Origin of the sequence: Glutamicibacter sp. PAEs-4 (genome assembly GCF_051161755.1) — a bacterium.
Classification (GTDB): Bacteria; Actinomycetota; Actinomycetes; order Actinomycetales; family Micrococcaceae; genus Glutamicibacter; species Glutamicibacter nicotianae.
Genome location: NZ_CP195017.1, coordinates 635044 through 660978 on the forward strand (window position 1 = coordinate 635044; position 25935 = coordinate 660978).

The 25935-nt window shown below is 63.5% G+C and carries 21 protein-coding genes; 12 read left to right on the forward strand and 9 right to left on the reverse strand.

The window, feature by feature from the left end; genetic code table 11:
- Nucleotides 1-594, reverse strand: coding sequence for a DNA-3-methyladenine glycosylase I (locus tag ACR9WD_RS03040; RefSeq protein ID WP_038990008.1), 594 nt, complete (start codon nucleotides 592-594; stop codon nucleotides 1-3).
- Nucleotides 595-675: 81 nt separating this feature from the next.
- Between ACR9WD_RS03040 and ACR9WD_RS03045 the strand changes: the two genes are divergently transcribed.
- The 5 genes from ACR9WD_RS03045 (at nucleotide 676) to ACR9WD_RS03065 (ending at nucleotide 5792) form a co-directional block, all read left to right on the forward strand.
- Complete coding sequence (locus ACR9WD_RS03045; protein WP_038990007.1) at nucleotides 676-1047, forward strand: ArsR/SmtB family transcription factor; 372 nt, start codon at nucleotides 676-678, stop codon at nucleotides 1045-1047.
- Between the two features lie 2 nt (nucleotides 1048-1049).
- Complete coding sequence (locus ACR9WD_RS03050) at nucleotides 1050-1976, forward strand: cation diffusion facilitator family transporter (protein WP_434922671.1); 927 nt, start codon at nucleotides 1050-1052, stop codon at nucleotides 1974-1976.
- 122 nt (nucleotides 1977-2098) lie between these two features.
- Nucleotides 2099-2848 (forward strand): ABC transporter ATP-binding protein, encoded by a 750-nt coding sequence (locus tag ACR9WD_RS03055; protein WP_066140143.1) that lies wholly within the window; start codon nucleotides 2099-2101, stop codon nucleotides 2846-2848.
- A 3-nt stretch (nucleotides 2849-2851) separates the two neighbouring features.
- Entirely contained in the window at nucleotides 2852-5359 is a 2508-nt protein-coding gene (locus tag ACR9WD_RS03060; RefSeq protein ID WP_121866221.1) for an ABC transporter permease, read from the forward strand.
- Nucleotides 5360-5447: 88 nt separating this feature from the next.
- Nucleotides 5448-5792 (forward strand): DUF6176 family protein, encoded by a 345-nt coding sequence (locus tag ACR9WD_RS03065; protein WP_073706517.1) that lies wholly within the window; start codon nucleotides 5448-5450, stop codon nucleotides 5790-5792.
- 86 nt (nucleotides 5793-5878) lie between these two features.
- On the opposite strand, the gene ACR9WD_RS03070 is transcribed toward ACR9WD_RS03065, so the two are convergent.
- From ACR9WD_RS03070 to ACR9WD_RS03080, 3 genes are read right to left on the reverse strand one after another with little or no spacing between them, the layout of a single operon-like run.
- Complete coding sequence (locus ACR9WD_RS03070) at nucleotides 5879-9202, reverse strand: ATP-binding protein (RefSeq protein ID WP_434922672.1); 3324 nt, start codon at nucleotides 9200-9202, stop codon at nucleotides 5879-5881.
- A 3-nt stretch (nucleotides 9203-9205) separates the two neighbouring features.
- Nucleotides 9206-9892, reverse strand: coding sequence for a DUF4194 domain-containing protein (locus ACR9WD_RS03075; protein ID WP_190264596.1), 687 nt, complete (start codon nucleotides 9890-9892; stop codon nucleotides 9206-9208).
- A complete protein-coding gene (locus ACR9WD_RS03080; RefSeq protein ID WP_434922673.1) occupies nucleotides 9889-11349 on the reverse strand; it encodes a DUF3375 domain-containing protein in 1461 nt (486 codons plus the stop codon). Before ACR9WD_RS03080 ends, ACR9WD_RS03075 begins: the two co-directional genes overlap by 4 nt.
- A 227-nt stretch (nucleotides 11350-11576) precedes the next feature.
- Here ACR9WD_RS03080 and ACR9WD_RS03085 point away from each other — a divergent pair, with 227 nt between their 5' ends.
- Nucleotides 11577-12833 (forward strand): polysaccharide deacetylase, encoded by a 1257-nt coding sequence (locus tag ACR9WD_RS03085; RefSeq protein ID WP_434922674.1) that lies wholly within the window; start codon nucleotides 11577-11579, stop codon nucleotides 12831-12833.
- Between the two features lie 21 nt (nucleotides 12834-12854).
- On the opposite strand, the gene ACR9WD_RS03090 is transcribed toward ACR9WD_RS03085, so the two are convergent.
- Both ACR9WD_RS03090 and ACR9WD_RS03095 read right to left on the reverse strand, forming a co-directional pair.
- Entirely contained in the window at nucleotides 12855-16310 is a 3456-nt protein-coding gene (locus ACR9WD_RS03090; protein WP_434922675.1) for a TM0106 family RecB-like putative nuclease, read from the reverse strand.
- Between the two features lie 77 nt (nucleotides 16311-16387).
- Nucleotides 16388-16708: a hypothetical protein gene (locus tag ACR9WD_RS03095; RefSeq protein ID WP_128471445.1), complete on the reverse strand. Its 321-nt coding sequence runs from the start codon at nucleotides 16706-16708 to the stop codon at nucleotides 16388-16390.
- A gap of 158 nt (nucleotides 16709-16866) precedes the next feature.
- Here ACR9WD_RS03095 and ACR9WD_RS03100 point away from each other — a divergent pair, with 158 nt between their 5' ends.
- Nucleotides 16867-17586, forward strand: a complete 720-nt coding sequence (locus ACR9WD_RS03100; protein ID WP_190264600.1) for a M50 family metallopeptidase — start codon at nucleotides 16867-16869, stop codon at nucleotides 17584-17586.
- On the opposite strand, the gene ACR9WD_RS03105 is transcribed toward ACR9WD_RS03100, so the two are convergent.
- The gene (locus tag ACR9WD_RS03105; RefSeq protein WP_073706824.1) at nucleotides 17581-18729 is read right to left on the reverse strand and encodes a YihY/virulence factor BrkB family protein; all 1149 of its coding nucleotides are present in this window, start codon (nucleotides 18727-18729) and stop codon (nucleotides 17581-17583) included. The genes ACR9WD_RS03100 and ACR9WD_RS03105 overlap by 6 nt on opposite strands.
- A 646-nt stretch (nucleotides 18730-19375) precedes the next feature.
- On the opposite strand from ACR9WD_RS03105, the gene ACR9WD_RS03110 reads away from it, so the two are divergent.
- The gene (locus ACR9WD_RS03110) at nucleotides 19376-20083 is read left to right on the forward strand and encodes a transglycosylase family protein (RefSeq protein WP_073706525.1); all 708 of its coding nucleotides are present in this window, start codon (nucleotides 19376-19378) and stop codon (nucleotides 20081-20083) included.
- 110 nt (nucleotides 20084-20193) lie between these two features.
- Nucleotides 20194-21567, forward strand: coding sequence for a CoA transferase (locus tag ACR9WD_RS03115; protein ID WP_434922676.1), 1374 nt, complete (start codon nucleotides 20194-20196; stop codon nucleotides 21565-21567).
- On the opposite strand, the gene ACR9WD_RS03120 is transcribed toward ACR9WD_RS03115, so the two are convergent.
- Both ACR9WD_RS03120 and kynA read right to left on the reverse strand, forming a co-directional pair.
- On the reverse strand, nucleotides 21564-22403 hold the full coding sequence (locus ACR9WD_RS03120; RefSeq protein WP_190264601.1) for a PaaX family transcriptional regulator: 840 nt from the start codon (nucleotides 22401-22403) through the stop codon (nucleotides 21564-21566). The two genes, ACR9WD_RS03115 and ACR9WD_RS03120, sit on opposite strands and share 4 nt — an antisense overlap.
- On the reverse strand, nucleotides 22393-23259 hold the full coding sequence (gene kynA / locus ACR9WD_RS03125) for a tryptophan 2,3-dioxygenase (RefSeq protein WP_434922677.1): 867 nt from the start codon (nucleotides 23257-23259) through the stop codon (nucleotides 22393-22395). The genes ACR9WD_RS03120 and kynA overlap by 11 nt, the downstream gene beginning before the upstream one ends.
- Nucleotides 23260-23411: 152 nt before the next feature.
- Here kynA and ACR9WD_RS03130 point away from each other — a divergent pair, with 152 nt between their 5' ends.
- From ACR9WD_RS03130 to ACR9WD_RS03140, 3 genes are all read left to right on the forward strand, one after another.
- On the forward strand, nucleotides 23412-24095 hold the full coding sequence (locus ACR9WD_RS03130) for a CE1759 family FMN reductase (RefSeq protein ID WP_073706528.1): 684 nt from the start codon (nucleotides 23412-23414) through the stop codon (nucleotides 24093-24095).
- 251 nt (nucleotides 24096-24346) lie between these two features.
- Nucleotides 24347-25132 carry a 2-oxo-hept-4-ene-1,7-dioate hydratase gene (hpaH, locus tag ACR9WD_RS03135; RefSeq protein WP_038989991.1) on the forward strand — a complete coding sequence of 262 codons (786 nt, stop codon included), beginning with the start codon at nucleotides 24347-24349 and terminating at the stop codon, nucleotides 25130-25132.
- Nucleotides 25117-25926 (forward strand): aldolase/citrate lyase family protein, encoded by an 810-nt coding sequence (locus tag ACR9WD_RS03140; protein ID WP_190264603.1) that lies wholly within the window; start codon nucleotides 25117-25119, stop codon nucleotides 25924-25926. The genes hpaH and ACR9WD_RS03140 overlap by 16 nt, the downstream gene beginning before the upstream one ends.
- Nucleotides 25927-25935: the final 9 nt, after the last annotated feature.

Sequence of the window (25935 nt, forward strand, 5' to 3'; positions counted from 1 at the left end):
TTAGGCCCAGATGCCGGAGGTGCCGCGGCGGTGCGAGCCGATCAGGTGGGTGTCCACCATGCCGATGGCTTCCATCAGGGCGTACATGGTGGTCGGGCCGACGAACTTGAAGCCCCGCTTCTTCAGCGCCTTGGCCAGCTCCTTGGATTCCGGGCTTTGCGTGGGGATCTCGGTGAAGGTGCGCGGAGCCGGCGTCTGCTCCGGCTTGAATGACCAGATGAAATCGGACAGGCCGCCCTCTTCGCGAAGCATCAGGGTCGCTTCGGCGTTGGCGATTGTTGCGCGGATCTTGAGCCGATTGCGCACGATCCCTGCATCCTCCATCAGCCGATTGAAGTCATCCTCGGTGAACAGGGCGACTTTCTCGGGATCGAAGTATTCGAAGGCCTGGCGGAATGCCTCGCGCTTGGAAAGGATAATGGCCCAGGACAGGCCCGACTGGAAGCATTCAAGGCTGAGCCGCTCGAAAAGGCCGGCTTCCGTAGTGATCGGCATGCCCCATTCGGCATCGTAGTACGCGCGGAGCATGCCATTCGAAGCGGCCCAGCGAGGGCGCGCCAACCCGTCCTCGCCAACGATGAGATCTTCAGTCATGTTTTCATCTTCCCATCCATCCGGATTCTCGCAGTGTCATGCAACGTTTCGTTTCGCGGCCACGTGGCCTATCATCGTTATATGGCGATAATAGAGTCAGATATCGATGCAGTGGAAGTCCGCAACGGCAAGCTCCAGTTCGCGGCGCTCTTCCATGCGCTCGCCGACCCGACGAGGCTGCTGATCCTTGACCACCTGCGGACCGGGGAGCACAAGGTCAGGGAACTGACCGAGCATCTGGGCCTGGCCCAAAGCACGGTCAGCGCGCACCTGTCCTGCCTGAAGGACACCGGCCTGGTCCGCGTCAGAAGCCAGGGGCGGGCCAGCATCTACTCGCTGGGCCAGCAAGAAGCGCTTGATGCCCTGGCCGCCGCCGCGTCGGCACTGCTGCCGCAGGACGCGGCCCACCACCAGTGGCACGAAGCCCACGGCACGGACCGGAGGGAGGACTGAGCATGGGACACGACCACTCCCACGGCCACTCGCATGACCATTCAGGAGCCAACCGGACCCGTCTGGCGTGGGCCTTCGCCATCACCGCGACGATCCTCGTCGCCGAAGTGGTTGGCGCGATCCTCACCAATTCCCTGGCCTTGCTGGTTGACGCGGCGCATATGCTCAGCGATACCCTGGGGCTCCTGCTCGCGCTGACCGCCGCCAACCTGATCATGCGCAAGCCCACGACGAAGCGCACCTGGGGATTCCGCCGCGCCGAAGTGCTCTCGGCTACCTTCCAATCGGCCTTGCTGCTGGCGGTGGGCATCTATGCCGCGGTCGACGCGGTCCGCCGGCTCTTCGCCCCGGCAGAAGTGCAGCCGGCCGGGCTGCTGGCCTTCGGCATCATCGGCCTGGCCGGCAACGTCATCTCCATGTGGATCATTTCCGCGGGTCGCAACAACAACCTCAACATGCGCGCGGCCTTCCTGGAAGTGGTCAACGACGCATTGGGCTCGGTCGCCGTCATCATTGCCGCACTGGTGATCACCTTCACCGGGTGGATGCGGGCGGACTCCGTGGCGGCCCTGGTGATCAGCGCCCTGATTGTTCCACGGGCCATGAAGCTGCTGGGGGAGACCACCCACATCCTGCTCGAATCCACGCCGAAGGGCGTGGATTTGATCGCGGTCAGGGAGCATTTGGAAGCATTGCCCGGAGTCATCGCGGTGCACGATTTGCACGCCAGCCAGATTGCCTCCAACCTCCCGGTGCTCACCGCCCATGTGGTGGTCGAGGACTCGGTGTTCAGCGCCGGCGCGGCCGGCGGGTTGCTGCGCGAGCTGCAGCAATGCGTGGCCGACCACTTCACCGTGAGCATCGAGCACTCGACCTTCCAGATCGAGCCGGACTCGCACCAGCTCAGCGAACGCGAGCACGGCTGCTAGGCGGACAGCACCGGGTGGAGGCGAACCGCGGCTTCGCTCATCCCCTGGTATGACGTGGCCCCGCTGAACTGGATCCTGGCGGTTGATGCCGGTATGGCTAGGTGATTTGTAGTCTTTCTAATATGACTTCCGAGACTATGCCGAAAACCGAGAACGCGGTCGCCGCCCGCGGCCTGACCAAGACCTACGGGCACGACAGCACAAGGGTCGAAGCCCTGCGCAACGTCACCGTTTCCTTCGAACGATCCCGCTTCACCGCCATCATGGGCCCTTCGGGCTCCGGCAAATCCACGCTGATGCACTGCCTGGCTGGCCTGGACACCGCCGACTCCGGCGAAATCGTCATTGGCGGGAAGAACCTGCTGGAACTGAGCGATGACCAGCTGACCGAGATGCGCCGCGAGCAGATCGGCTTCGTCTTCCAGTCCTTCAACCTGGTGCCCACCATCAGCGCCAAGGACAACATCCTGCTGCCGCTGTCGCTGGCCGGCAAGAAGCACGACCGCGACTGGTTCAACACCGTCATCCAGTCCCTGGGCCTGCGCGACCGGCTGAACCACAAGCCGCATGAGCTCTCCGGCGGCCAGCAGCAGCGCGTGGCGGTAGCCCGGGCGCTGCTCACCCGGCCGGAAGTCGTCTTCGGCGATGAGCCAACCGGCAACCTCGATTCGCGCACCGGCGCCGAAGTGCTCTCCTTGATGCGCACCTCGACCCGCGAAATGGGCCAGACCATCATCATGGTCACCCACGACCCGGCCGCCGCCTCCTACGCGGACACTGTGCTGCTGATGAAGGACGGCAGCATCGTGGGCCAGCTGGATGACCCGACCGTGGCCACCGTGACCGAGGCCCTGGCCTCGCTGGCGGAGTAGTCGATGCTGCACGTAGCCCTCGCCAATATCAAGACCTATGCACGGCGTTATATCGCCGTGGTCCTGGCGGTCGCCATCGGCACCGCCTTCCTCGCGGCCACCCTGGCCGTTAACACCTCGACCCGCGCGACCTTGAAGAACTCGCTGGGCGACACCTACAAGAACGCCGACCTGGTCGCCTTCCAGGACTGGGAACTGGTGCCGGAGGACGATCCCGACTTCGAGTACACCGAACTGGCCATGGAACAGGTCGAGGACATCCGCAAGCTCCCGGAGATCTCCACCGCCTACGGCACCGCCTACGAAACCGGTGAACTGCACACCGCGGACGACGGCTATGGCGTGCTGCTGCAGCCGGTGTCCGCCGAGCAGAACCTCGGCGGCATGGAGCTGCTCGAAGGCCGTGCCCCGCTGAACGCCGACGAGGTCATCCTCGACGACGAGCACGCCGATCGCATGAAGGTCTCGGTGGGGGACACCGTCGGCCTGACCACCTCCGAGTCCACCAAGGACATGAAGGTGGTGGGCATCCAGCGCACCAGCACCGATCCGCAGCTCTCCGGCTACGCCATGGTCGGCCTGCCGGAATCCGTCTGGACGAAGATCGCCGGCGATTCCGGTTCCTTCCAGAACATCGTGATCGATGCCAAGGACTCCCTCCCGGCCGCCCAGCAGGCGCTGGCCGCGTACTTCGCCGAGCACCAGATGAGGGACGTCTCGGTACTGACCGCCGATGAAAAGGTCATCAAGGACGTCGCCATGCTGACGGACGGCACCGACCAGCTCACCGTGGTGCTGCTGGTGTTCGCCCTGGTAGCTCTGGTGGTCACCGGCCTGGTCGTGGTAAACACCTTCAACGTGGTGATCGCCCAGCGCACCCGCGAACTGGCGCTGCTGCGCACCCTGGGCGCCAAGCGCAAGCAGATCCGCAGCTCCGTGCTCATCGAGGCCCTGGTCATCGGCATCGTCGCCTCGGCGATCGGCGTGGCCCTGGCCGTCGCGCTGATGGCAGGCCTGATCCAGCTGCTGCACGTGATGGTGCCGAGCCTGTCCTACGCCACGCTGGCGCTGGATGCCAAGGGCCTGGTGATCCCGGTGGTCGTGGGCATCGCAATGACCGTCATCGCCGCGAGCCTGCCGGCCCGCCGCGCCATGAAGCTCGCCCCGCTGGCGGCCCTGCGTCCCTTCGACGCGGCGAGCGTGAAAAACCGCGCCGGCAAGCTGCGCATCGTCATCGGGATCTTGCTGGCCCTGGCCGGCGCCGGGCTGCTGGCCTGGGGCGCGATCGACGGTTCGCTGCCCATCGCCTTCCTCGGCGGCCTGCTCTCCTTCCCGGGCATCCTGATGCTCGCATCGCTGTTCGTCCCGGCCAGCGTCTTCGGCATCGGCAAGCTGGTGGCCGGGCGCTCGGTGGCTGGCAAGCTCGCCGCCCTGAACGCAGTGCGCAACCCGGGCCGCACCACCGCCACCGCCACGGCCCTGCTGATCGGAGTCACCCTGGTTTCCATGATCATGGTCGGCGGACAGACGGCCAAGTCCAGCCTTAACACTTCCCTGGCCGGAGAGTTCCCCGTGGATCTGACCCTCTCGCTGTATGAGCGCCAGGTCGACGACGCGAAGACCCAGGAACTGGCCCGCGAGCTGGCCTCCTTGGACGGCATCGAGGAAACCTCGACCTTCGTGGCCGGCACCGCGGAAATCAAGGGCCGGGAGGACGAAGCCCCGGTACAGCTGATGGGCGTCGATCCGCAGGGCTTCTCCAAGACCGTGCTGGACCAGAGCATCGTGCCGGCGGACGGGCAGATCATCCGCTTCAACACCGGCACAGAAGAACAGCCCAAGAAGCTGACCGTCGGCGGCAGGGAACTGGACGTCAAGGTGTCCTCCGCGGCGCTGTACCAGGACCTGGTCACCAAGGACACCTTGGAATCGTTGAAGCTGGCCGACTCGGAGAACGAGTACGGCGGCGTGCTGATCAAGGCGGCCCCCGACCTGTCCAACGCCGACATCACCGCCCTGGTGGAGCAGATCGCCGATGTGGCCAACGTCGAGTCGTACATGATCGACGGCGGCGTGGTGCAGAACGCCATGTTCTCCCAGGTCATTGACGTGCTGCTGGCCATCGTGTCCGCCCTGCTGGCCGTGGCGGTGCTGATCGCGCTGATCGGCGTGGCCAACACGCTCAGCCTCTCGGTGCTCGAACGCACCCGCGAGAACTCGCTGCTGCGGGCCCTGGGACTGAAGAAGAAGCAGCTACGGGCCATGCTGGCCCAGGAAGCCGTGCTGATCGGCGGCGTGGCGGCCCTGCTGGGCCTGGTGCTCGGCGTGGTCTACGGACTGCTCGGCGCGCATGCCACGCTCTCGGCGGTCGGCGAGATGTCCTACGAGATCCCGTGGCTGCAGCTGGCCCTGGTGCTGGTAGTCAGCATCGTAGCCGCCCTGCTGGCCTCGGTGACCCCGGGACGCCGAGCCGCGAAGCTCTCCCCGGTCCAGGGGCTGGCCGCCGAGTAGGCCAGCGCCTCGCGACCGGCAGGCAGACGCCCGGGCCCGATGACTTCACGTCATCGGACCCGGGCGTTGCTCGTATACCGTTGGTTCAATGAACATTGAGCTGATGCGTTTTCGCGTGAAACCAGGCAAAATCGAACGAGTCGACCAATGGCTGCAGTTCCTGAATTCCAATATGCCGGCGGTGCTGGAAACCCTGGAGGGGGAGCGGATGTACGTCGAGACGATTTTCAGCGAGACGCTGGACGGGGCCGAATACCTGTACTGGTACAGCATCCAGGGCCACGGCGGTACCGAGGTCCGCGACTCGGCGCACTGGCTCGATGAGAGGCACCTGGAATACTGGGACGAATGCATCGATCCCGATTTCGCCCCGCAGACGCTGGTCACCCGGGTAAGCATGATCCCGCAGCGGATCCGGGAACAGATGCAGTAGCCACGCCGAAGGCAGGCAAGGGCCCGCAGGACGCTTTGCCGGATGCGTGGCGGAACGTCCTGCGGGCCCCGTGCTGTGCCGCGCAGCTAGCGCAGCGTGATGGTGGTGGCCATGGCCGGGGAGCGGCCGGTGGTGACGAAGCCGGAGATATTGGATCCCGGATGCTTGATGATGTCCGTGATGGATCCCAGGTGGCGGCTCAAATCGATTTTGTCTTCCGGGGCTGCCAGCACCAGGTGGAAACCGAACTCCTGCAGCGCGCGGATGCCCGCCGCGGCATATTCGGAGTTGGCCTGGATGAACGCCTCGTCGATCATCACCGTGCCGAAGGAGGTGAACCCGGCGGTGGCGAAGCCGAGCTGGTAGGCCAGCGCGGCGCCCATGATGAACGAGGTGAAGCGCTGCCCCTCGCCGCCGGAAAGGGTGCCAGGTTCCAGCCCGGTCTCCACCTCGCCGTTCGGCTTGTGCTCGTTGCAGCTGATCACCACATGCTGGCGCACGTCCAGCACCGTCGAACGCCAGGCCGAAAGGCCCGGGTCGCTCAGCGCGGAGACCAGCGCCTCCAGCGCCTGGTAGGAGCTGGCCAGCGTGCCCTCGTCCTTGGTGGTGTAGGCGTCCTGCAGCGCGTTCTTCAGGTCCTTGCGGAAGGTGGCCGCCTCCACCGGGATGGAGCTTTCCACCTCCAGGCGCAGCAGCGAGCCGTGCTCGAAGGCCACCTCGCCGAGGATCTGGTTCAGCGGCTTGATGCGCTCGGAAATCATCCGGCGCTCCTCGTCCAGCAGCTGCAACAGGTCGCTGAAGCGTTCGTAGGAACGGTTCGCGAAGTATTCGCGGAACTGCGCCTCATGGTGAGGCAGGCCATCGGCCACAATCTGGTCGTGCAGCTGCGCGTAGTGCTCTGCGGCTTCAGCGGTGGTGCCGTGGGTTTGCGCGTGGGAGGTGCCGAACTCGCGGGCGAAACGGCGGAAGGTTTCGCTCAAGGCGCCACCGATTTCCTGGCGCCGCGACTGCAGGGAATTGAGCTGGCTGCCCAACTGGAGCTTGACCTCGGCAAAGGCTTCGCTGATGTCCTCGCTGGCAGGGCAGTCGCCGGCGGCAACCTGCTGCAGTACCGGGCCCAGCAGCTGATGCTGGCGCAAGGCCGGGGGAATGCTGTCTTCCCATCCGGAATCCAGCTCTTCGCTGGCAGAGAGGATCTGCTGCGCGCGCTGCACCTGCAGCTCAAGATCTGCAATGCGCGAGCGGACCAGCGCGAGGTCGCCGACCAGCGTTTCGGCTTCGGCCTTCGCCGTTTCAATCTGCTGGCGGACCCGGGAGGAGTCCCCGGACAGCGCCAGTGCGTCGCCGAGCTTCTGCTCGCTGCGGCGCAATGCCTCCAGCGCTTCGGAGGCATCGAGCTGGCCGAAAGTCCGCTCGTCGGCAATCAGCGCCTGCAGCAGCTGGGCCTTGGCCACGACCTTGTTCTTCGCCGCGCTGCGCTCGTCGGCAGCCTGCTGGGCCTTGATGATCTTCTCGTCCAGCCGCGCCGCCTTGGACTGCAGCTCGGCGATCTTCGACTCGTTGGTGAAGCCCAGCAGGTACTCGGACGCCGGCAGGGTGCGGGTGTCGCGCTCAAAGGTTCCGGTGCCGGACTTGATCGTGCCGGCCGGGGTGATCGCCTTGGGGTGCACATGCATGGCAGCATCGTTCTCGACGCAGGCCAATGGATAGTCGGCGGTGATCTTGGCTTTCAGCCAGGCCCCGGCGTCGCCCGGCGCGAAGTCCAGCTTGGTGACCAGATCCGCCGGGCCGGCCTGCGCGGTGCGCGGCTGCTGCGAGATATCGCTCCACCTCACACGGCCCAAGCCGTCGAGCCGGTCGATGGCGTGGGTGACCTGGGCGAGCAGCTCGCCCGGAACCAGCAGGGTGCGGGCCAGCGAATGCAGGGACTTTTCAGCGGCCAGGCGCCAGCTGCCGGCATCGGCCGAGACATCCATGAGCTCGCCGGCGAAGGGAAGCTGTTCTTCCTTGAGCGAGCAGGCCGAGGCGATGGCGCGGCGGGCGGCGATCGACCGGTCGTCGATGTTGCTGGCCCGGCGCTGGTAGGAGCGGATCTGCTCGGCCAGGGTTTCTGCGCGCTTGCGCAGGTTGACCAGGGTGGCCATGGCCTCGTACTCGACGGTCTGGGCATCATGGGTAATCGAGCTGAGCTGCTGCAGGGTGCGCGCGGCATTGGCCCGCAGCTCATCCAGGCCGGTGGCGGAGAATTCAAAGGACAATCCGGCATCCGCCGCCTGCTGCTGCAGGGTGCGGATGAGGCTTTCCTTTTCGCTCAGCGCCTTGCGGGCCACATCGGCTTCGCGCTCCAGCAGCATCAGGGAAGCGGAGCCGGCGGAATCGTGGGCGGCTCCCAGCGACGCCAGCTGGTCATCGAGCTGATCCTTGCGCTGGCGAAGCTCGGCCTCGTCGGCCTTGAGCTTGGACAGCTCGGATTCATGGGAGGCCAGGTCATTGCGCAGCACCAGCTGGCGGACCTGGGCTTCCAGGGTGTTCACGTCGCTTTCGAGCAATTGCCGGGTGCTGGCAATCTGCCCGGCCAAGTCGCGGTAGGCCTGGTCCTGCTCGGGCACCTGCGCCAGCACGTCGCGCTGGGCGCGGGCGGTATCCAGCTGGCGGTAGATGCCGCGCAGGTGGGCGAAGTCCTCCACCGCCGCGGCGGCGGCCTTCAGCGTGGCTGGTTCTTCCAGCACCTCATGGCGGAAGAACTGGTTGACGCCCTTGGCCAGGCCCTTGCCGTTCTGCAAGGTGCGCAGCAGAGCGAAAGCCTTGTCGCTTTCCACTCCGAGCCGGCGGCGCAGGCGCTCGATGAACGCCTTGTGCGTGTCGAAGGCTTCGCTGGGTGCCAGAGCCTTGGACAGCGAGGACACAGTGAAGCGGCGCGGTCCGTGGTTTTCCAGCTCCGCGATATCGACCTTGCCCTCGCACAACAGGTAGTGCTTGGAGACCTGGCCTTCCAGACCGGCGTCGGGCAGGTCGAAGACGGCGCCGGCGGTCACGGTATTGCCCATGCCGTCGTCGTAGCTGAGCACAATGGCGCTCCACGTCGCGCCCGGACGCTGGTAGACGGTGCCGGCACTGGTCTTGAACTTGCGCCCGCGCATATAGGAGAACGTGGTGCGGCGGTCCTCGCGGGTGGCCGCATCATTGGCCGATTCGTTCAGCCGGGGAGTGGCGAAGAAGACGTGGCCCATCGCATCGAACAGGGTGGATTTGCCTACGCCCGGATGGCCGGTGACCAGCGTGCCGGCACGGTCCACCGCCAGATCATGCAAGCCGTGGAAGGTGCCCCAGTTGACGATCTGTACTCGGCTCAGGCGATGCTGGCCTGGGTTGAGCGCCCCGCCCAGCGGGAGAGTCATTTCAATGCTCATCGGTTACTCCTGCACCAACTCGGGGGTCTGCTCTGCGAGGTCTTCAGTGTCATCGGCGGCCAGGCTGAACGCCGGGTCATTGGCGTCGATGGCCGCAATGTAGCGCGGGATGTCCTGGATATTGGTGATCGGCAAGGCCATCGCCAGTGCCGGGGAAATGCGGAACTCGTTCTCCAGCTCGGTGCCGGTGAGCAGGCGCAAGGACTGCAGACGGGTGATAGCGGCATCGCAGGATTCGGCAAAGCGCTTGTCGTCACGGTCCGATGCCTGGCGGTGCTCAGCCAGGATCTCGTGCATGCCTGCCCGCGAAATCACCGCATCGCTGCCGCTGCCCGAATGCTGCTCCAGCAGCAGCCGCAGGCGCAGGGCCAGCAGGGTTTCATCGCGCTTCAGCGGACGGCGCGGAGCGATCGGGGAGGTGTGGACCTGTTCGATCTGGACCGGGGCCAGCATGGCGATCTTGCGATCCATGTCCAGCCGCAAGGCCAGGAAAATCTCGGAGAAGTAATCGCTGATGCCCTGCTGCTGGTCCAGCAGCAGCTGCCACGCCGAAGGATCGGTGGATCCGTCCAGGTAGGGGCCGCGCAGCAGCCGGACCAGCAGCTGGCGCAGCGGCAGCGTGAACTTTCCGGTATCGCCGTCGAATAGCGGGTCGGTGATCGGTGCGGCGTATGAATCGCTCGTGGTCATAGCGGCTCCTTCGTAAAGCTCAACGCGGGCAGGATAGCGGTTCGCTGAGAACCATCGAGTTGCTGGAATTCAATGCTGAGCAGGTCGCTCTCGTTCAGCGGCTCGCCATTGGTGCGCCCGATCTCCACCAGGGCGCGAATCGTATTCAGGTGCCGCTGCTCGGCATCCAATGATTCAAAGACGTCATCGAGCCGAACCGAACCGGAACCGGACTGGCCCAGCTGCCGGGTGATGGATTCACGCAGCAACTGCATGTCGGCCTGGGGTGTCGACGGGTTGCGCACAATGTCGGCTTCGCTGAATTCCGGCGTCTGGGCCAGCGGCGGCGGAGCCACATGCTCGGAGGGATCGTAGATTCCAAGCCCGGCAAGGGTGATGAACTGCGGGGCGAACAGCTCCATGGGGGCCAGGCCGCTGCGCGGCTTCAAGCTCGTGGACTTGCTGATCGCCAGTTCGGCTTCGCGCACTGCCTGGCGCAGCAACTCTGCCTGCTTGTAGTCCTCGGACTGGACGAAGGCGTGCAGGGACTCGGAGAGCTTGCCGTAGGAGGCATGGACTTCAGCCGCCTGGCGGCGCAGTTCACGCAACAGGTTGGTGAGGATCTGGCGTTCGGGGGTTTCCAGATCATCGACGAAGTCGCGTTCCAGGACCTCGGCCAGTGCCGCGCGGAACCGCTGCTGCGCTTCGGGGGAATTCAAAAACTCGGTGAATCCGCTGAAGGTTTCGCCTTCGGCGGTGGAGCGCAATTGGCGATCGGCTTCCAGCACCTGGCCCACGGCGACGCCCTTGGCAGTGGACGCATCCAGAATGCCTTCGCGCAGCGAGTGGAGCATGTCCTGGACGCCATCGCGCATGCGCCGGAAATCCGCAGGCAGGCTGGAGGCCAGATCGAGCACTGAACGGGTGGCCGACAACGCGGTGGTGCGGGAGAGCACCGCCGGATCGTCCCCGCTGCGCAGCTGGTCGATTTGGGCTTGGCGCAGCGCGATCTGGGATTCGAGGGCACGGATACGCGCTTCGGGATCCGGATCCGTCTCGTGGGCCAGCGACTCCAGGGACGAGAGCAAAGTGTTCAGGCGCGAGGAGTTCAAATGCGAATCGTCGGTGGAGAAATCCGCCAAGAAGCGCAATGTGCGCAAGGTCTGCGCACTGGGTTCATAGACGAAGCGCCCGTCAATCAGCGGACGAGCCAGGATCCCCTGCTTGACCCAGGTCTCGGCGAAATCCTGGGCCGAATAGGACGCAGGGATCTGGTCATCGCTTTTGCGTGCCTGCTTCAGGAAGGAATCCAGCGAGGCATGGAAAAGCTCCAATGCGATACGGGAACGATCTGCGGTGAACTCTGCACGGATGAACGCCACAGCCCACGGCTGGGCGGTCAGAAGCCGATACGCTGCCGAGCTTTTGAACTGCTGGGACTGAAGCCACAAACTATTCGCGCGGTGCGAGGGCTGCATGTACTTCCTTGATCTTTGAAATGCCTAACCAATCAATTCTAAATCATTGGACTCCTTCCAAAATGTGAGCTCCCTAAAAGCTGGATGATAGGCAACGTTCTGCTTCGACATTTCATCGCGAAAGGGTTTTACCCCCAGCACTACCTGTGTAGGGTCGAAAATAGCAGATGACAACTAGTTTTCTTCCGGCCCTGCAGGCGCGGTGGAGGTCATGGAGGTCGCAGCCAATGAAAAACCTACGCATTGTGATTTCGCTCGGGCTGGTGCTGGGCCTTGCCGCGTGCAGCACGGCGCAACCGCCCTCAGCACCGTCCACGGATCCCGCTGCCATTGAAAAGGCCGAGCAGGAAAAAGCACGCGTGGACGGCGTCAAGGCCGAGATCAACCGGCTGGCTGACGGATACGACTATGACGCGGCGATCAAGCTCGCCAAGGAGGACAGCGCCGAAGAGCTGAACCAGATGGTTGGCGGCCTGGAAGATGAGAAGAGCCAAGTTTCGGCGTGGGATGAGCCGGACCAGATACCCCACCTGTTTTTCCACTCGCTGATAGTCGATCCGGACCGGGCCTTTGACGGCGGAAACAGCTCACAGGGCTACGCCAACTACATGGTGACCCAGAAGGAATTCGCGGCCATTCTCGAAGAACTGCATGAGCGCGACTATGTGCTGGTCAACCCTGAAGACTTCGCTTCGCCCGATAAGCAGGGGCAGATGAAGTACCGGGACATCATGCTTCCCAAGGATAAGAAGCCACTGGTGCTGTCCGTTGACGACCTGAGCTATTACGAATACATGGATGGCGATGGCTTCGCCAGCAAGCTGGTGCTGGACAAGGAAGGCAAGGTCCGCAACGAATACGTAGATGCGGAAGGCGAAACGCACGTTGGAGCATACGACGTCACCACCATGGTCGATGACTTCATCGCCGAGCATCCCGACTTCAGCTACCGCAATGCCCGCGGCCTCATCGCGATGACCGGATACAACGGAGCCTTCGGCTACCGCACCTCGGCCAGCCAGTACCCGGAAAGCACGACGCTAGAAGCCGACCAGAAGATGGCCACGAAGATCGCCGAGGCGATGAAGGACAGCGGTTGGGTGTTCGCATCGCATTCGTGGGGGCACATTGCCACCGGGACCGACAGCATGGGCCGGCTCAAGCGCGACATGAAGCTGTGGAAGGACGAGGTGGAACCGATCGTGGGAAAGACCGGCCACTTCATCTATCCATTCGGATCGGATATTGCCCGGACCCAACGCTACTCAGGTGCCCGCTACGAGTTCTTCAAGGAGCAGGGCTTCGACTACTTCTACGGCGTTGACGGAACCATCCGCGCATGGATGCAGCAAGGAGATGAATACCAGCGGCAGATGCGCATCAACGTGGACGGGTTGCAGTTCGCCAAGGAAGAACGCGGCGACCGTCCAGTTCTGGACAGCTTCTTCGATGTTCAGGACGTGATCGATCCGGCCCGCAAGTGACCGGACCAATCCGCACCCAAGCTACAAGGCCATGAACGCACCGAGCTGGGAGAGCGTCGACGGGTTGGACGGCAGGTAATCGGTGAGCCGTTCGCTGCGCACGATGACAGCCTTCCATTGGCCGCGGGAAATCGCCACATTGATGCGATTGCGGTTGAGCAGGAACTCGATGCCACGCGATGCATCGGCGGCGCTGGAACACGCCATGATCACCAGCACTACCGGGGCTTCCTGGCCTTGGAACTTGTCGACCGTTCCCACCCTGACATCCGGCAGCCCCTCGGCTTCCAGGACCTCGCGCACCAGATTCACCTGCGCGTTGTAGGCGGCTACCACCAGGATGTCGTCGGCGGCCAGCGGACGGGCCGGCTTGCCGGAGCCCGGGCTCCACAGCATGCCCAGATGCTCGCGCACCAAGCGGACAATGGCCTCCGCTTCTTCCACGCTGCTGACGGTATTGCCCCGGTGCTCAACGAACACCGTTTCGACCCCGGCTTCGGTGCCTTCCAGCACCCGCAGCCCGGCGGCATCCGCCGAGAACAGCTGGTGGTCATAGCTCAACGCAGACACCTTGGCGCACAATGCCGGGTGCATCCGCCATGAAGCCGCCAGGAAGTAGCCCAACTCGGCGGGCAGCACCGGTTCGCCACCGGAGAGCCAGCCCAGCGCGGATTCATCCACCGGCTGCGGATGGGTGCCCTGGGTGACCTGCGGCAGCTGCTGAGGATCTCCGAGCAGCAGCAAATTGCGGGCCGCGCGGGAGACCGCCAGCGTATTGGCCAAGGAGAACTGCCCGGCCTCATCGATCACCAGCAAGTCCAGGCTCCCGGCAGGAACCTTCGAACCGGTCAGCGTCCAGGCGGTGCCTCCAATGAGCGCGCCGCCGGGTGCATCCAGCACCTCGGCCACGGATTCCTTGGACGTGCCGGTCCAAGGCACCGGATCCTTGTGCTTGACTTCCTTGGCTACCACCTCGGGATCCACCCCGGCTTCCACGGCCTTGCGCAGCACATTCTCGACCACCGCATGGGATTGGGCCACCACCCCGATCTTCCATCCGTAGTCGATGAGTTCACGGATCACATGCGAAGCGACGAAGGTCTTGCCGGTGCCCGGGGGACCCTGCACCGCTAGATAGGAATTGTCCAGGTCCTTCAGCGTCTTGACCACGGCAGGATAGACCTGGGCCTGGCCGTCGACCAGTTCCGGTTCAACCGGCGCCGACAGGGTCTTCAGGCGTGGCGGAATCCGCCGCAGGATGTCGATGCCCGGCCGTTGCGGGAGCACCGGCACGGTGGCGCCAACTTGCTGGGCGATCTCGGTGAGCGCCGCATCGATGCTCACGGTCGCCAACGGCTTGTCGGGTGCCAGAGCGCAGGGAAGTGCACCGTAGGCAGGAATCTTGCCGCTGGATTTCTCCGCAATGGTGATCCAGCCTTCTCCGAGCTCAACCACCGTGGCATTGAATGCGCCGCCGCGCACGGAGTCGTCCACTGCCATGCCCTCGGGCAACGGGGCATCGAACATGGCGAACACCGAAGAGCCGGGGGAGAGCAGCGAGCCTTCGGCCAGCGTTCCCTGCAATTTCGTCACCCGCGTGTAGGTGCGCGCCCGCTCGGTGGCCTTATGCCAGTCCTCGAGCACTTCCCCCGAGTTCACGATGAAGACCCCGCGGACATCGCTCCAGTCATCCATCGGCGCGGACAGCCGATCGAAGTGCTCCCACCAGAATTGCTTCTTCTCGCGGCGGTTGTACCCGGTCGCGGCGGCGACCATGGCGATCGCCCGGTCATCATCGCTCAGCGCCTGGCCGTGGGGCAGCTGCGCCAGGTAGTCCTGCAGCCTCAGCTCCTCGGGGGTGGGCTCGTACTCCTCGTCAGCCGCGGGAGGCTCGGGCGTGTCCTGAAGCGTGCCGGGCGCCTGGTCGATGAGCGTGAGCAGCCAATCCCGCAGGCGCAGCGTGGACAGGCAGTCGTACTCGTTGTAGTCGGCAATGGAGGCCAGGATGGATGCAGCTGCATCCTCGTCCTCCGTGTCCCGCGCCAGCATGTACTGGGCGTAGGCGACCACCGACGCACCGGCATCGGTGACATCGCCGGAGCGCAGGTGCTCGCCCATGTAGAGCGGTTCAAGCTTCTTGATGGAGTAGGAGCGGGTGGACACCACCAGGGCATTGCGCACGGTCTCATAGAGATCGACGAGCAGATTCTCGCGCAGCCACTGGTCGACTTCGTCCTCGCCGGCGATGTGCACCTGGGAGAGCTTGCGCAGCGCAGTCTTCTCGTAGGGCGCGTAGTGGTAGACCTTCATCTGCGGGTAGCGCTGGCGGCGCTCCTCGACATAGGCGATGAAGTCCAGGAACGCTTGGCGTTCCTCGGCGCGGTTATGCGCCCAGAACGGCTTGAATACCGGCGCACCGGTGTCGTATTCGACAACGCCGAAGAGGTATTCCAACCCCCAGGAACCATCGGACGGGTCCTGGTAGAGCGGGTCGCCCTCGAAATCGAAGAAGATATCTCCCTGGTCGGGGCGCGGCAGGGAAGAGATCGGGCCGGCGTTCTTCACCCGGTAGGACACGCCGTGGGCGCTGCCATCCGCGGTGGCCAGGCCCAGCTGCATCTTGGCCTGGTCGGTGACGCGCTGCAGCGCGGTGCGCGGCTCGGCGTCGAGCCCGGCGAGCTGGTCAATGGTCGTAATGCCGCGGGCGCGCAGCTTTTCACGCTGCACCATGGACATCCCGGCAACCAGCAGCAGGTCGCGTGATGCCTGGGCCTGCTCTTCGCAGTAGTCGCACCGGCCGCACAGGCGCAGCTCGTCGGAATTCCACTCGACCGGCTGGTTCTTCGCACGGTGCTTGTGCACCATGGCCAGGAAGCGTTCGCGTTGGGCCCGGAAGACCGGCAGCACCTCGTCAACGCGGTGCACCGAGTGGGTCCCGTCGCCGAGGACCAGTGTTGCCGAGGTGGATACAGGGATGTCCTCTGCCAGCATCTGGTCGGCGTAGGCCGCGATCTGCAGCAGCGCGCTGACCCTGGCATGGCGGGCGAGCTTGGTATCCCAGACGGCCCAGGTGCCATCCGGCTGGCGGACCAGGAAGTCGGCAAAACCAAGGAAAGCCCCGTCGAAGAAGGTGGCCTGGAAAATGACATCGGCACCGTTGCGAAGCACATCCATGGTCGCTTCGTGGGCTGCCCGCAGGCCGGCCGGGGTTATCTGCGGACGGTCGGCGAACTGCTTGACGCCGGTCCCCGTCTGAGGGTCGTAGTCGCCGTAGGTCGCGATCAGCTCCTTGAGGACGTTCTGCTCATGGGCGTCGCCAAGCGCCGCCGTGCGTTCGAGCATCTCGTCCCGTGCCATATCCGGCTTGGGACGCAGGCCGAGCTTCACATCCAGCAGGTACAGGGACTGGTAATTGCAGTCAACAGAGACCGACAGGTCGCTCGCTGAGAAGATGAACTGATCATCCAGGAAGAACACGGGGCCTGGGCCTTTCGCTGACTCGATTCTTACCTAGTCAACGTAGCACCAGACCCCGACAGATTCACTGTTCCCGTTTAGGAGAGCTCCTCTGCCTTCTTCTTGGAACCGCCGAGCACCAGCGAGAGCAGGGCCACGCCGGCAGTCACCGTGTTCACTGCTGGCCACGCGCCGATTTTCTTGGCCAGCGGATGGGACGCACCGAAGCCGCCGAGGTACGCGCTGGCCAGGGCCACCGCCTTGCCGGTTCCGGCGTCCTTCTTCCACAGCAGGAACGCGCCAACGCCGGCGGCACCGAGCACTACCGCGGCCAGCGGACGCTTCTTCGTGGCGCGGCCGGTAGCGTAGCCGCCCAGCAAACCGGTGGTGGCCAAGGCAGTTGAAGCGATGCGGGACATGAGACTCCTCCAAGGGATATAGCAAAGTGTTTCGCTATGCAGACTATGCCTGCCACCTGTGATGTTTCCCAGAATGCCGGGAAATGCGCTCGCCGGACAGCCGGTAGCAGGCCGGGCTTGCAAGAATGAGTCATGTTGGATGCCACGAAGGAGCAGGAATGAATCTAGATATTGCCCAGGCTTGGGACCGGCTCGCGCAGCCGGTGGACGTGGCCTTGAACCAGTGGCAGTGGCTGATCCTGGCGTTCCTGATCCTGGTCTTGGTAGTACCGCGTCCGGTATGGCGTATCACCGGGCTGTACTCCACGCTGATCCATGAGCTCGGCCATATCGTAGCGGCCTTGTTCACCGGCAGGTACGTGGCTGGCTTGCGGTTGGGCTGGGACCATTCCGGGGAAGTGCGCAGCATCGGCCGGGGCAAGTTCTCCGTCATCATTGCCGGGATCTTCGGGTACCCCGCACCCATTTGGGTTTCAGCGTTGATGCTGTGGGGGATATCTGCGGGCTATGCCGGGCGGGCCCTGGGAATTTATGCGTTGCTGTTCCTGCTGGCGCTGGTCTTCGTCCGCAATTGGCCGGCCTTTGTCGTGTGCACGATCAGCGCAGCAGTGGCATTGGGAGTGGTCTTCTTTGCGCCGGTCGATGCCTACCTGTATCTGGCATTGCTGATTGCCGGGTTCCTGCTGCTGGCGGGCTTGAAGGACTTCGTGAAGCTTCTTGCGGTGCACCTGTGGAGACGCAAGGATATTGCCCAGTCCGATGCGTACTCGATCGCTGCGGCGACGCAAACCTTTCCTTCCTTGTGGTTATTGGCGATCGCGATTCTGGGATCCGGAGGCCTCTGGTGGGCGCTGTTGAGCCTATCTGGACTGTTATGAGTCCCGGCGCAAATCGCGTTTGGCTTTCATTCGGCCAGCGGTCCAGGCGGCCGCGGCAACCAGCCCCATGGGCAGCAGCTTCATCTTGCGTTTCGGACTGGTTGAGGGATCCGCTTCCATATCCTCCAGCGGGTCGCCACCGTGCTTGATCCGGATCTCCTGGGCCTGGACCAGGTCCTTGTACGAGGCCAGTTCCTGCTTCGCTATCAAAGTGTCATCGCGCAGCGGAAGCAGCACATCATCAACGGCCGGCATGCCGGTACGCAGCTGGCGGAGGCGGATGAATTCGATATCCACCAAGGCCCCGAGGAGCAAAGCGATATTGCTGATCCAGCAAGCAAGGACCAGGATGATCACGCCGCCAATGGTTCCATAGGTGGCGGAGTAGCTGGCGAACTGCGAAACGTAGATGCCGAAGCCGAAGACCGAGAGCCCCAGGATTACCAGAGCGGTCAGGGTACCGGGCGAGAACCAGCGGAATTTCGTCGGCTTGACGTTGGGGGTGAAGTAGTAGAGCAAGGCCAGAACCAGCAGCAGCATGATGAGCATCAATGGCGGCTTTGCGATATTCAGCATGAGCACGAAGCTGTCGCCCATGCCGATGATGTTGCCGATTGCGCGGGCGACGGAGCCCGAAGTCAGCAGGAGCACCAAGGTTACGACGGCAACGAGCATGATCAGCACGGTGATCAGGAACATTTGCGGGCGGCGCTTCCACTGCGGGCGGCCTTCCGGTGCACCGTAAAGCCGGTTCAATGCGCGGCTGAATGCCGTGACATAGCCAGAGGTACTCCACAAGGCGCCGAGTGAACCGACGAGGATTGCCCAGAATGTTCCGCTGGCCTGGGATGCCAAGCCTGCGAGCAGCTGTTCGGCGGTGTCGAGCAGCTGCTGCGAGTCGCCGCTTGCCGATTCACCGTTCGGGGCGAGACTCTGCTCGAGCAGCTCCATGATCCATTTGGTGCCGCTTTCGCTGGCACCGGCCAAGGACAGCAGCGAAATCAAGGCCAAGAGGCCGGGGAACATGGCAAGGACCATGAAGTAGGACAGAGACGCCGCTATATCCAGCCCGTCATTGCGGAAGAATTCCCGCAGGGCACGGGGATAGCAGCTCAAGGACTCCTTGAACCGTTCTTTCGTCATGCTGTTTCCCAGTGGCATCGAGTTCCCCTGTCTGACTGATGAAATCAAACCTACAGTTCCGGCTTCTTGAATCACATTACCTAAGGGCAATTTAGTTGACACGTTGCTGGAACTGCGTGGTGTGTTTATTGCACGCTGAGATCTTGAGGGCGTTGAGAGCCGAGGGGATCTGCCGGGGAGAAATTGCCTCGTTCCGAATGCCGTGCATGCTGCGTAGCGGATCCAGATTGTGCAGCTTCGTCGATGCGGAAAAGCAGCCTTGAAGGGTGCTGGAAACCGCCCGTGAGTGGATTGCAAGCTATATCACAGTGTCCTGATAAATATCCACTTCATCCGAGTAACATTTTCGTCGCTTGATCAGGGGTTCGGAGCGATTTCGCGGCCAGATTTTAAATTTTTTTCTGACCAATTGACCTGTATTTACGGGGTTTCTGACCGTTTCCTGAGTTGCGATGGTGGTGGGTTGGTGCGTTATGGTCTTTCATAACGTTTCGATAACACTCGCAGTGTTATGGGGAAACAGGTACTGCCGGGACTTCCAAACCGCTCGCCAGGGCAGTATTTAATCAAAGTCGAAATGCGACGCTGAGCGGTGCACGAGGATGGTCTAGGAAGACCTGAGCGCGGGAAGGGCAACTGGAGAATCATGATCCAGCAGAAGACTAAGAACTTGATCCGTCGCGGTGGAGCCTCGCTGGCCGCCGTAGCAGTTGCCGGCACCGCAATCGTTGCCGCAACCGCACCAGCAAACGCCGCAAGCACCTGGGACAAGCTGGCCCAGTGCGAGTCCGGTGGCAACTGGTCGATCAACACCGGCAACGGCTACTACGGTGGCCTGCAGTTCTCGCTGTCCACCTGGAAGGCGTTCGGCGGCTCGGGCATGCCGCACCAGGCTTCGAAGGCCGAGCAGATCCGCATTGCAACCAAGGTCCAGGCATCGCAGGGCTGGGGCGCATGGCCAGCATGTACTGCAAAGCTGGGCATCAGCGGTTCCCCTTCGGGTTCCTCGACTCCGCAGAAGCAGGCTCCGAAGCAGCAGGCAGCCCCTAAGCAGCAGGCCGCACCAAAGCAGCAGGCAGCTCCGAAGCAGCAGTCGGCACCGACCCAGAAGCAGGCTCCTAAGCAGCAGGCAGCTCCAAAGCACGCTGCTCCAGCTCCGAAGGCACCAGTGTTCAACATTGATGTGACCGACTCGGGCAAGGACTACACCGTCAAGTCGGGCGACACCCTGGCCAAGATTGCCGACAAGCTTGGCGTCAAGGACTGGCGTGGCCTGTTCGTCTTGAATGACGACCAGCTGTCCAACCCCGACTACATCATGGTTGGACAGACCCTGAACGTTCCAGCGAACTAATTTCGCTGAGCTTCCGAAAACCCGCATCGCGTACTTCTGCGCGCTGCGGGTTTTCTGTATTGAAGCGGCCGGCAGCGGAACGGTGGTCTTGCAGGTATAGGCTGAGCAGCATGCTGCATTCCGAAGAAGAGCGCGCGTCCATGGAGCACGTCCTGGGCTCTGGGTTCCATGAGCATCAGTTGCTTGAGACAGCAGGCAACTGGCCCGTTTCCGGGCCCATAGCCTGGTGGGGTGGTCCTCTGGATGTGGAGCAGCTCGCGGCACGATCCGTCGGGTTGGTCTGCTCTGCACTCAATGCGCTTGCTACTCCGCCACTGCGGGCGGCATCAGCGACGGCGGACATCGCAGCTGCTTTTGCGTCCTCTGCCCACCTGCGGATCGCGGGGGAGAGTACGCAGGGTTTTGCCCCGCACTCGGGCTTCTACCGAACAGCCGATGGCTGGATCAGGACGCACGCGAATTACCCTCATCATGAGAGTGCGCTCAAATCTGCATTAGGGATGTCCTCGGGTAGCGGCATAGCCGATGCGCTGGCAGGCCTGCCGGCACATGATGCCCAGGAGCGCATCGTGGCGGCCGGCGGCGTTGCCGCGCGGGTGCGATCCCGGCAGCAGTGGCTCAGCTCCGCCGAGGGCAAGGTGGCAGGCAACGGGCACTGGGCACAGTTCAGCATGCGTCCGCTCGCTTCGGCACCGTTCTGGAAATATGATCCGCGTGCGGGATTGCCCCTTCAAGGGTTGAAAGTCCTGGATCTCACACGGGTGATCGCCGGACCCACCGCCACCAGAACCCTCGCGGCCTTCGGTGCCCAGGTCTTGCGCGTGGACGGTCCGCGGCTTCCGGAACTGCCTTGGCAACATGTCGATACCGGGTTCGGCAAGCGCAGCACGGTGCTCGATGCGAAGAGCGCAGCGGGGCGGGCTAAGATCCATGAACTGCTGCAGGGTGCCGATGCCGTCATCCTGGGCTATCGCCCCGGAGCCTTGGCCGCGGCGGGGCTTGGCCGGGATGAATTAGCCCAGCGCTATCCGCGGCTGATTATCGCTGAACTGGGTGCGTGGGGCTATTCCGGGCCCTGGGCCCAGCGGCGCGGGTTCGACAGCGTCGTGCAAGCCGCCACCGGCATTGCGCAGGCCTATAGCGGCGACGGCAGGACTCCCGGCGCTTTGCCGGTGCAAGCCTTGGATCATGCCACCGGCTACGGGCTGGCTGCTGCAATCATTGCCCTGGCTGGCACCCGCAGCGCCCAAGGACGAACCGGGGCGGTGCGATTCTCCTTGGCTCGGACGGCTCATGCCCTGTTCGCCTTAGATGAAGAGCGCGAATGCCCTGCTGATTTCGGCAGTGGCGTGCAGCTGCGGCAGATGGACAGTTCTTACGGGATGCTTGAATATGTTCCACCGCCCTTCAGCTTTGCAGGCCATGCAATGGATTATCCCCATCCGCCGGCGCCGTACGGAGAAAGCAAACCAGCCTGGAGCTAGGAAGCCAGCAGCGAGCGGGCGAAGTGCAGGGCCGGTTCCTTGAAAGCCGAGGACAGTGTCAAGAAGCGTTCCCGGCTGTCATCGCCAGGCCAGTGCGCGGGCAGCATGGATCCGGGCAAACCGGGGTCGAGGTAGGGGAGCGTGCGCCATGAATCGACCATCGCCACATATCCCCGATAGGCGCTGGATGGAGTGCTGTCGCTGGCATCGAGGGAATTGGTGTTCTCCAGGAATGCCTGATGCAGCGCGGCCAGGCGCTCAAGATCCCACCATGCACTGGCGGCCTGCTGCGGCGTGCCGGGGAAGTGCGGCTGCTGCGCAGTGAACAGCGTTGCGTGCTGCCTGGCGCCCAAAGCCATGAGCACTGCCGTGGCTTCCTCGCGCAGGTACTCGGGGAAAATCCATAACCCGGATCCCAGCATGCCTCCGCCAAGCTGCAGGAAATGCTTGCGTACCTGATGGCGCACGGAGCGCAGGCTCTCCGGCAGCGAGTAGGCGACCAGGCACCAGAGATCAGCGTCCGACATCTGCCGTGGCGTGAAGATTCTCCGGGTGCCGCGCTCGAACATCTGCTGCGCCGCGCTCGGCACGCCCAAGGTGGATGGCTGCCCGGCTTCCAGCACTCCGCGGTCGATCAGCCGGGAGATGGCGGTCTGCGCCGCAGGAGCCGAAATCCCGGCGGCCTGTGCCAGCTCCACGATGCGGGTTCGCGCCACTGGTATTTTCTCGTGCCTGATATACAGGCCGGTGATCGTCCGGATAATCGATGTCGCGCTTCCGCTTCGCGCCTCGAAATCATCGAGGCTCAGCGCGGTAAGCGAGGTGCTACTTGCCAATTTCGGTACGCACCGCGAACAGTTCCGGGAAGAAGGTCAGATCCAGGGCGCGCTTGAGGAAATCGACTCCCGAAGAACCGCCGGTGCCGCGCTTGAAGCCGATGGTGCGCTGGACGACGCGCATGTGCCGGAAGCGCCATGCCTGGAAGTTGTCCTCGACATCCACGAGGTCCTCGCAGGCCTGGTAGAAGCCCCAGCGGGTGTCCTCGGATTCGTAGATGTCCTTGAAGACCGGAACCAGCGCCTCCTGGAACGCCCATGGCTTGGTGACGTCGCGGGACAGCACTTCGTCGGGAATGCTGTAGCCATGGCGGGCCAAGGCGGCCAGGAAGACGCCGTAGAGGCTTGGTTCGTGCAGCAGCTTGGACAGCAGCTCGTGCGCCTTGGGATCTGCCTCGTGGACCTTGAGCATGCCTTCATGCTTATTGCCCAGGATGAATTCGACGGCACGGTACTGGAAGGACTGGAAGCCGGAAGACGAGCCGAGGAAATCGCGGAACTGCGCGTACTCGCGCGGCGTCAGGGTTGCCAGCACCGACCACTGCTCGGTCAGGGTCTTCTGGATGTGCTTGACCCGGGCCAGGCATTTCAGCGCCTTGCCGAAGTCGTCGACGCCCAGCAGGCGACGAGCCTCGATGAGCTCGTGGAGCATGAGCTTGAGCCACAGTTCGCTGGTCTGGTGCTGGATGATGAAGAGCATTTCATCGTGGTGCTCGGGAACGCTGACCGGATGCTGCGCGGACAGGATGCGGTCAAGGTCGAGGTAGCTGCCGTAGGACATCGTGTTCTTGAAATCGGTGCGGACGCCTTCTTCGATTTCGCGCTGGTTCTCGGTCTGGGGCTGCGGGGTGCTCATACGCTGATGTTATCAATAACATTGCGATCGTCACAATACTGAAAAAAGCGGCTCCCGCTACGAGCCAAAATGTTTTTCGGCAAATGGGAATACCTCGGGCGCCCCCGCCGTTGATACATGCATACGCATATAAATCGTGAAAGGCAGGAACCGTGAGCAAGTCAGTAGTCGTCATCAGCGGTGGACTGGGAACCCCATCAAGCTCCTCGCTGCTCGGTGGGCAAATCGGACAGAATATTGCCACCCAGCTGGCTGCCGCTGGTGTGCAGGCCGACGTGGCCAATATCGAACTGCGTGAGCATGCTGGTGAGATCACGAACAACATGCTCACCGGTTTCGCCGCCCCGGGCCTGCAGAAGGTCATCGATGCGGTAGTGGGTGCCGACGTGCTCGTGGCAGTGACCCCGGTCTTCACCGCCTCGGTCTCCGGCCTGTTCAAGTCCTTCCTCGATATCCTGGACCCCAAATCGCTGAGCGGGAAGCCGGTCGTGCTCGCCGCCACCGCGGGAACCCAGCGCCACCAGCTCGCCATTGACTACGCCATGCGCCCGATCTTCTCCTACCTGCGGGCGCAGATCATGCCGACCACAGTCTTCGCGGCCTCCGAGGATTTCGGCGGGCAGGGACTGTCCGGCACGCTGGCCGATCGCGCTCGCCGGGTTGCGCGGGAAGTCGTCCTGGCACTGTCGCTGAGCGAAGGCGAACTATCCGCGGACGCGGATTTGGGCGACACTCGTTCCATCGCCCCATCGGTCAGCGAATTCGCCGATCCCGATGACGATCTCACCTCATTGCCGTTCGAAGCGCTGCTGGCGAACCTCAAATCCGGTTCCTGAGCCGGCCTGCTTCCATCATTCTGGCCCCGTCGTCCTGCATCCATTCGGAGTGCTTGGGAGCGGGGCCAATTTTCTTCACCCATGCTTTCTTCCGCAGTGGCATCGAATTGCCGTGAAAGCGAAGCAATATGTTAGTACGATGTGCCATCAATACCGAACCTCGGTACGATCAAGAACCGTGAGCTAAGTCATTTCTCCGAGATGACGGCAGCTGAACGAGGTTTGAAGAGTAGTGAAAGGTGTAGCCGTCGATGCTATCCGAGGAAACAATCACGGCCATTGCCGATGAGCTGGTCCAGGCCGGCGAGACGCGGACTCCGGTGCCGCGCCTGACCGCGCGTTACCCAGAAATGACGGTAGAGGATTCCTACCGCGTCCAGAACCTGTGGCGCCAGCGGTCCGAAGCAGCCGGCCGTGTGCTGGTAGGCCGCAAGATCGGCCTGACCTCCCGCGCCATGCAGATGGCTACCGGAATTACCGAGCCTGACTACGGGATCATTTTCGACGACATGGTCTACGATTCCGGCGCCAAGCTGAAGTGGGAAGACTTCACCGGCGCCCGCGTGGAAATGGAACTGGCCTTCAAGCTCAAGAAGGATATCGAAGGCCCGCGGGCGAATATCTTCGATGTGCTCGACGCTACCGAATACGTCATCCCGGCCCTGGAAATCCTCGATGCCCGCGTGGAGATGGAAGGCCGCACGATTGTGGACACCATCAGCGACAACGCGGCCATGGGCGCCATGGTGATCGGCGGCAACCCGGTCAAGCCCGAGAGCATCGATCTGCGCTGGGTCTCCGGCATCTTGTTCAAGAACCAGACCGTCGAGGAAACCGGGGTCGCAGCCGGTGTGCTGAACCACCCCGCCGCTGGCGTGTACTGGCTGGCCAACAAGATCGCCCCGCACGGCGACAAGCTCAAGGCCGGGGAAATCATCCTTGCCGGTTCCTTCACCCGCCCCATGTGGGTCAACGCCGGGGACACCGTCTTTGCCGACTACGGACCGTTGGGAACTGTGACATGCCATTTCGAGTAGAGCCGGATCCGTCGCTGAAGGACGCGCTCAAGGACGCCGACCACTCGCTGGCCGGCATCTGGGTCTGCTCGGCCTCCCCGCTGGTCGCCGAGATCTGCGCAGGCGCAGGCTTCGATTGGCTGTTCATCGACGGCGAGCATTCGCCCAACGACCTGCAGAACATCCTCGCCCAGCTGCAAGCGGTGCGAAGCTACCCGGTAGTGCCGGTGGTCCGCCCTGCGGTCAACGACCCGGTGACAATCAAGCAGTTCCTGGACCTGGGCGTGCAGTCGCTGATCATCCCGATGGTCAACGACGCCGAGCAGGCCGCGGCTGCCGTGGCCGCCTGCCAGTACCCACCCAAGGGCGTGCGCGGCGTCGGTTCCGCGCTGGCCCGCTCGGCCCGCTGGAACCGCATCCCCGACTACCTGGCCCGTGCCGACGAGACCATCACCATCATGGTGCAGATCGAAGCGGATGAAGCGGTGCGCAACGTCGAGGACATCGTCGCCACCGAAGGTGTCGACGGCATCTTCATCGGCCCATCGGACCTGGCCGCCTCCATGGGAGTGATCGGCCAGCAGAGCCACCCGGACGTGGTCGCCGCGGTGCTCAAGTCCATCAAAGCGGCCAAGGCGGCGGGCAAGTATGCCGGGGTGAACGCCTTCGACCAGAAGAGCGCCCGCGAATACATGGCTGCCGGCGCGGACTTTGTCGGCGTGGGCGCCGATGTGGCGTTGCTGGCCCGCGCCACCGAAGCACTGGCCGCAAGCTTCTCCTCCGAAGCCCAGGGCGCCACCCCGGACAGCTACTAGCCCGGGCGT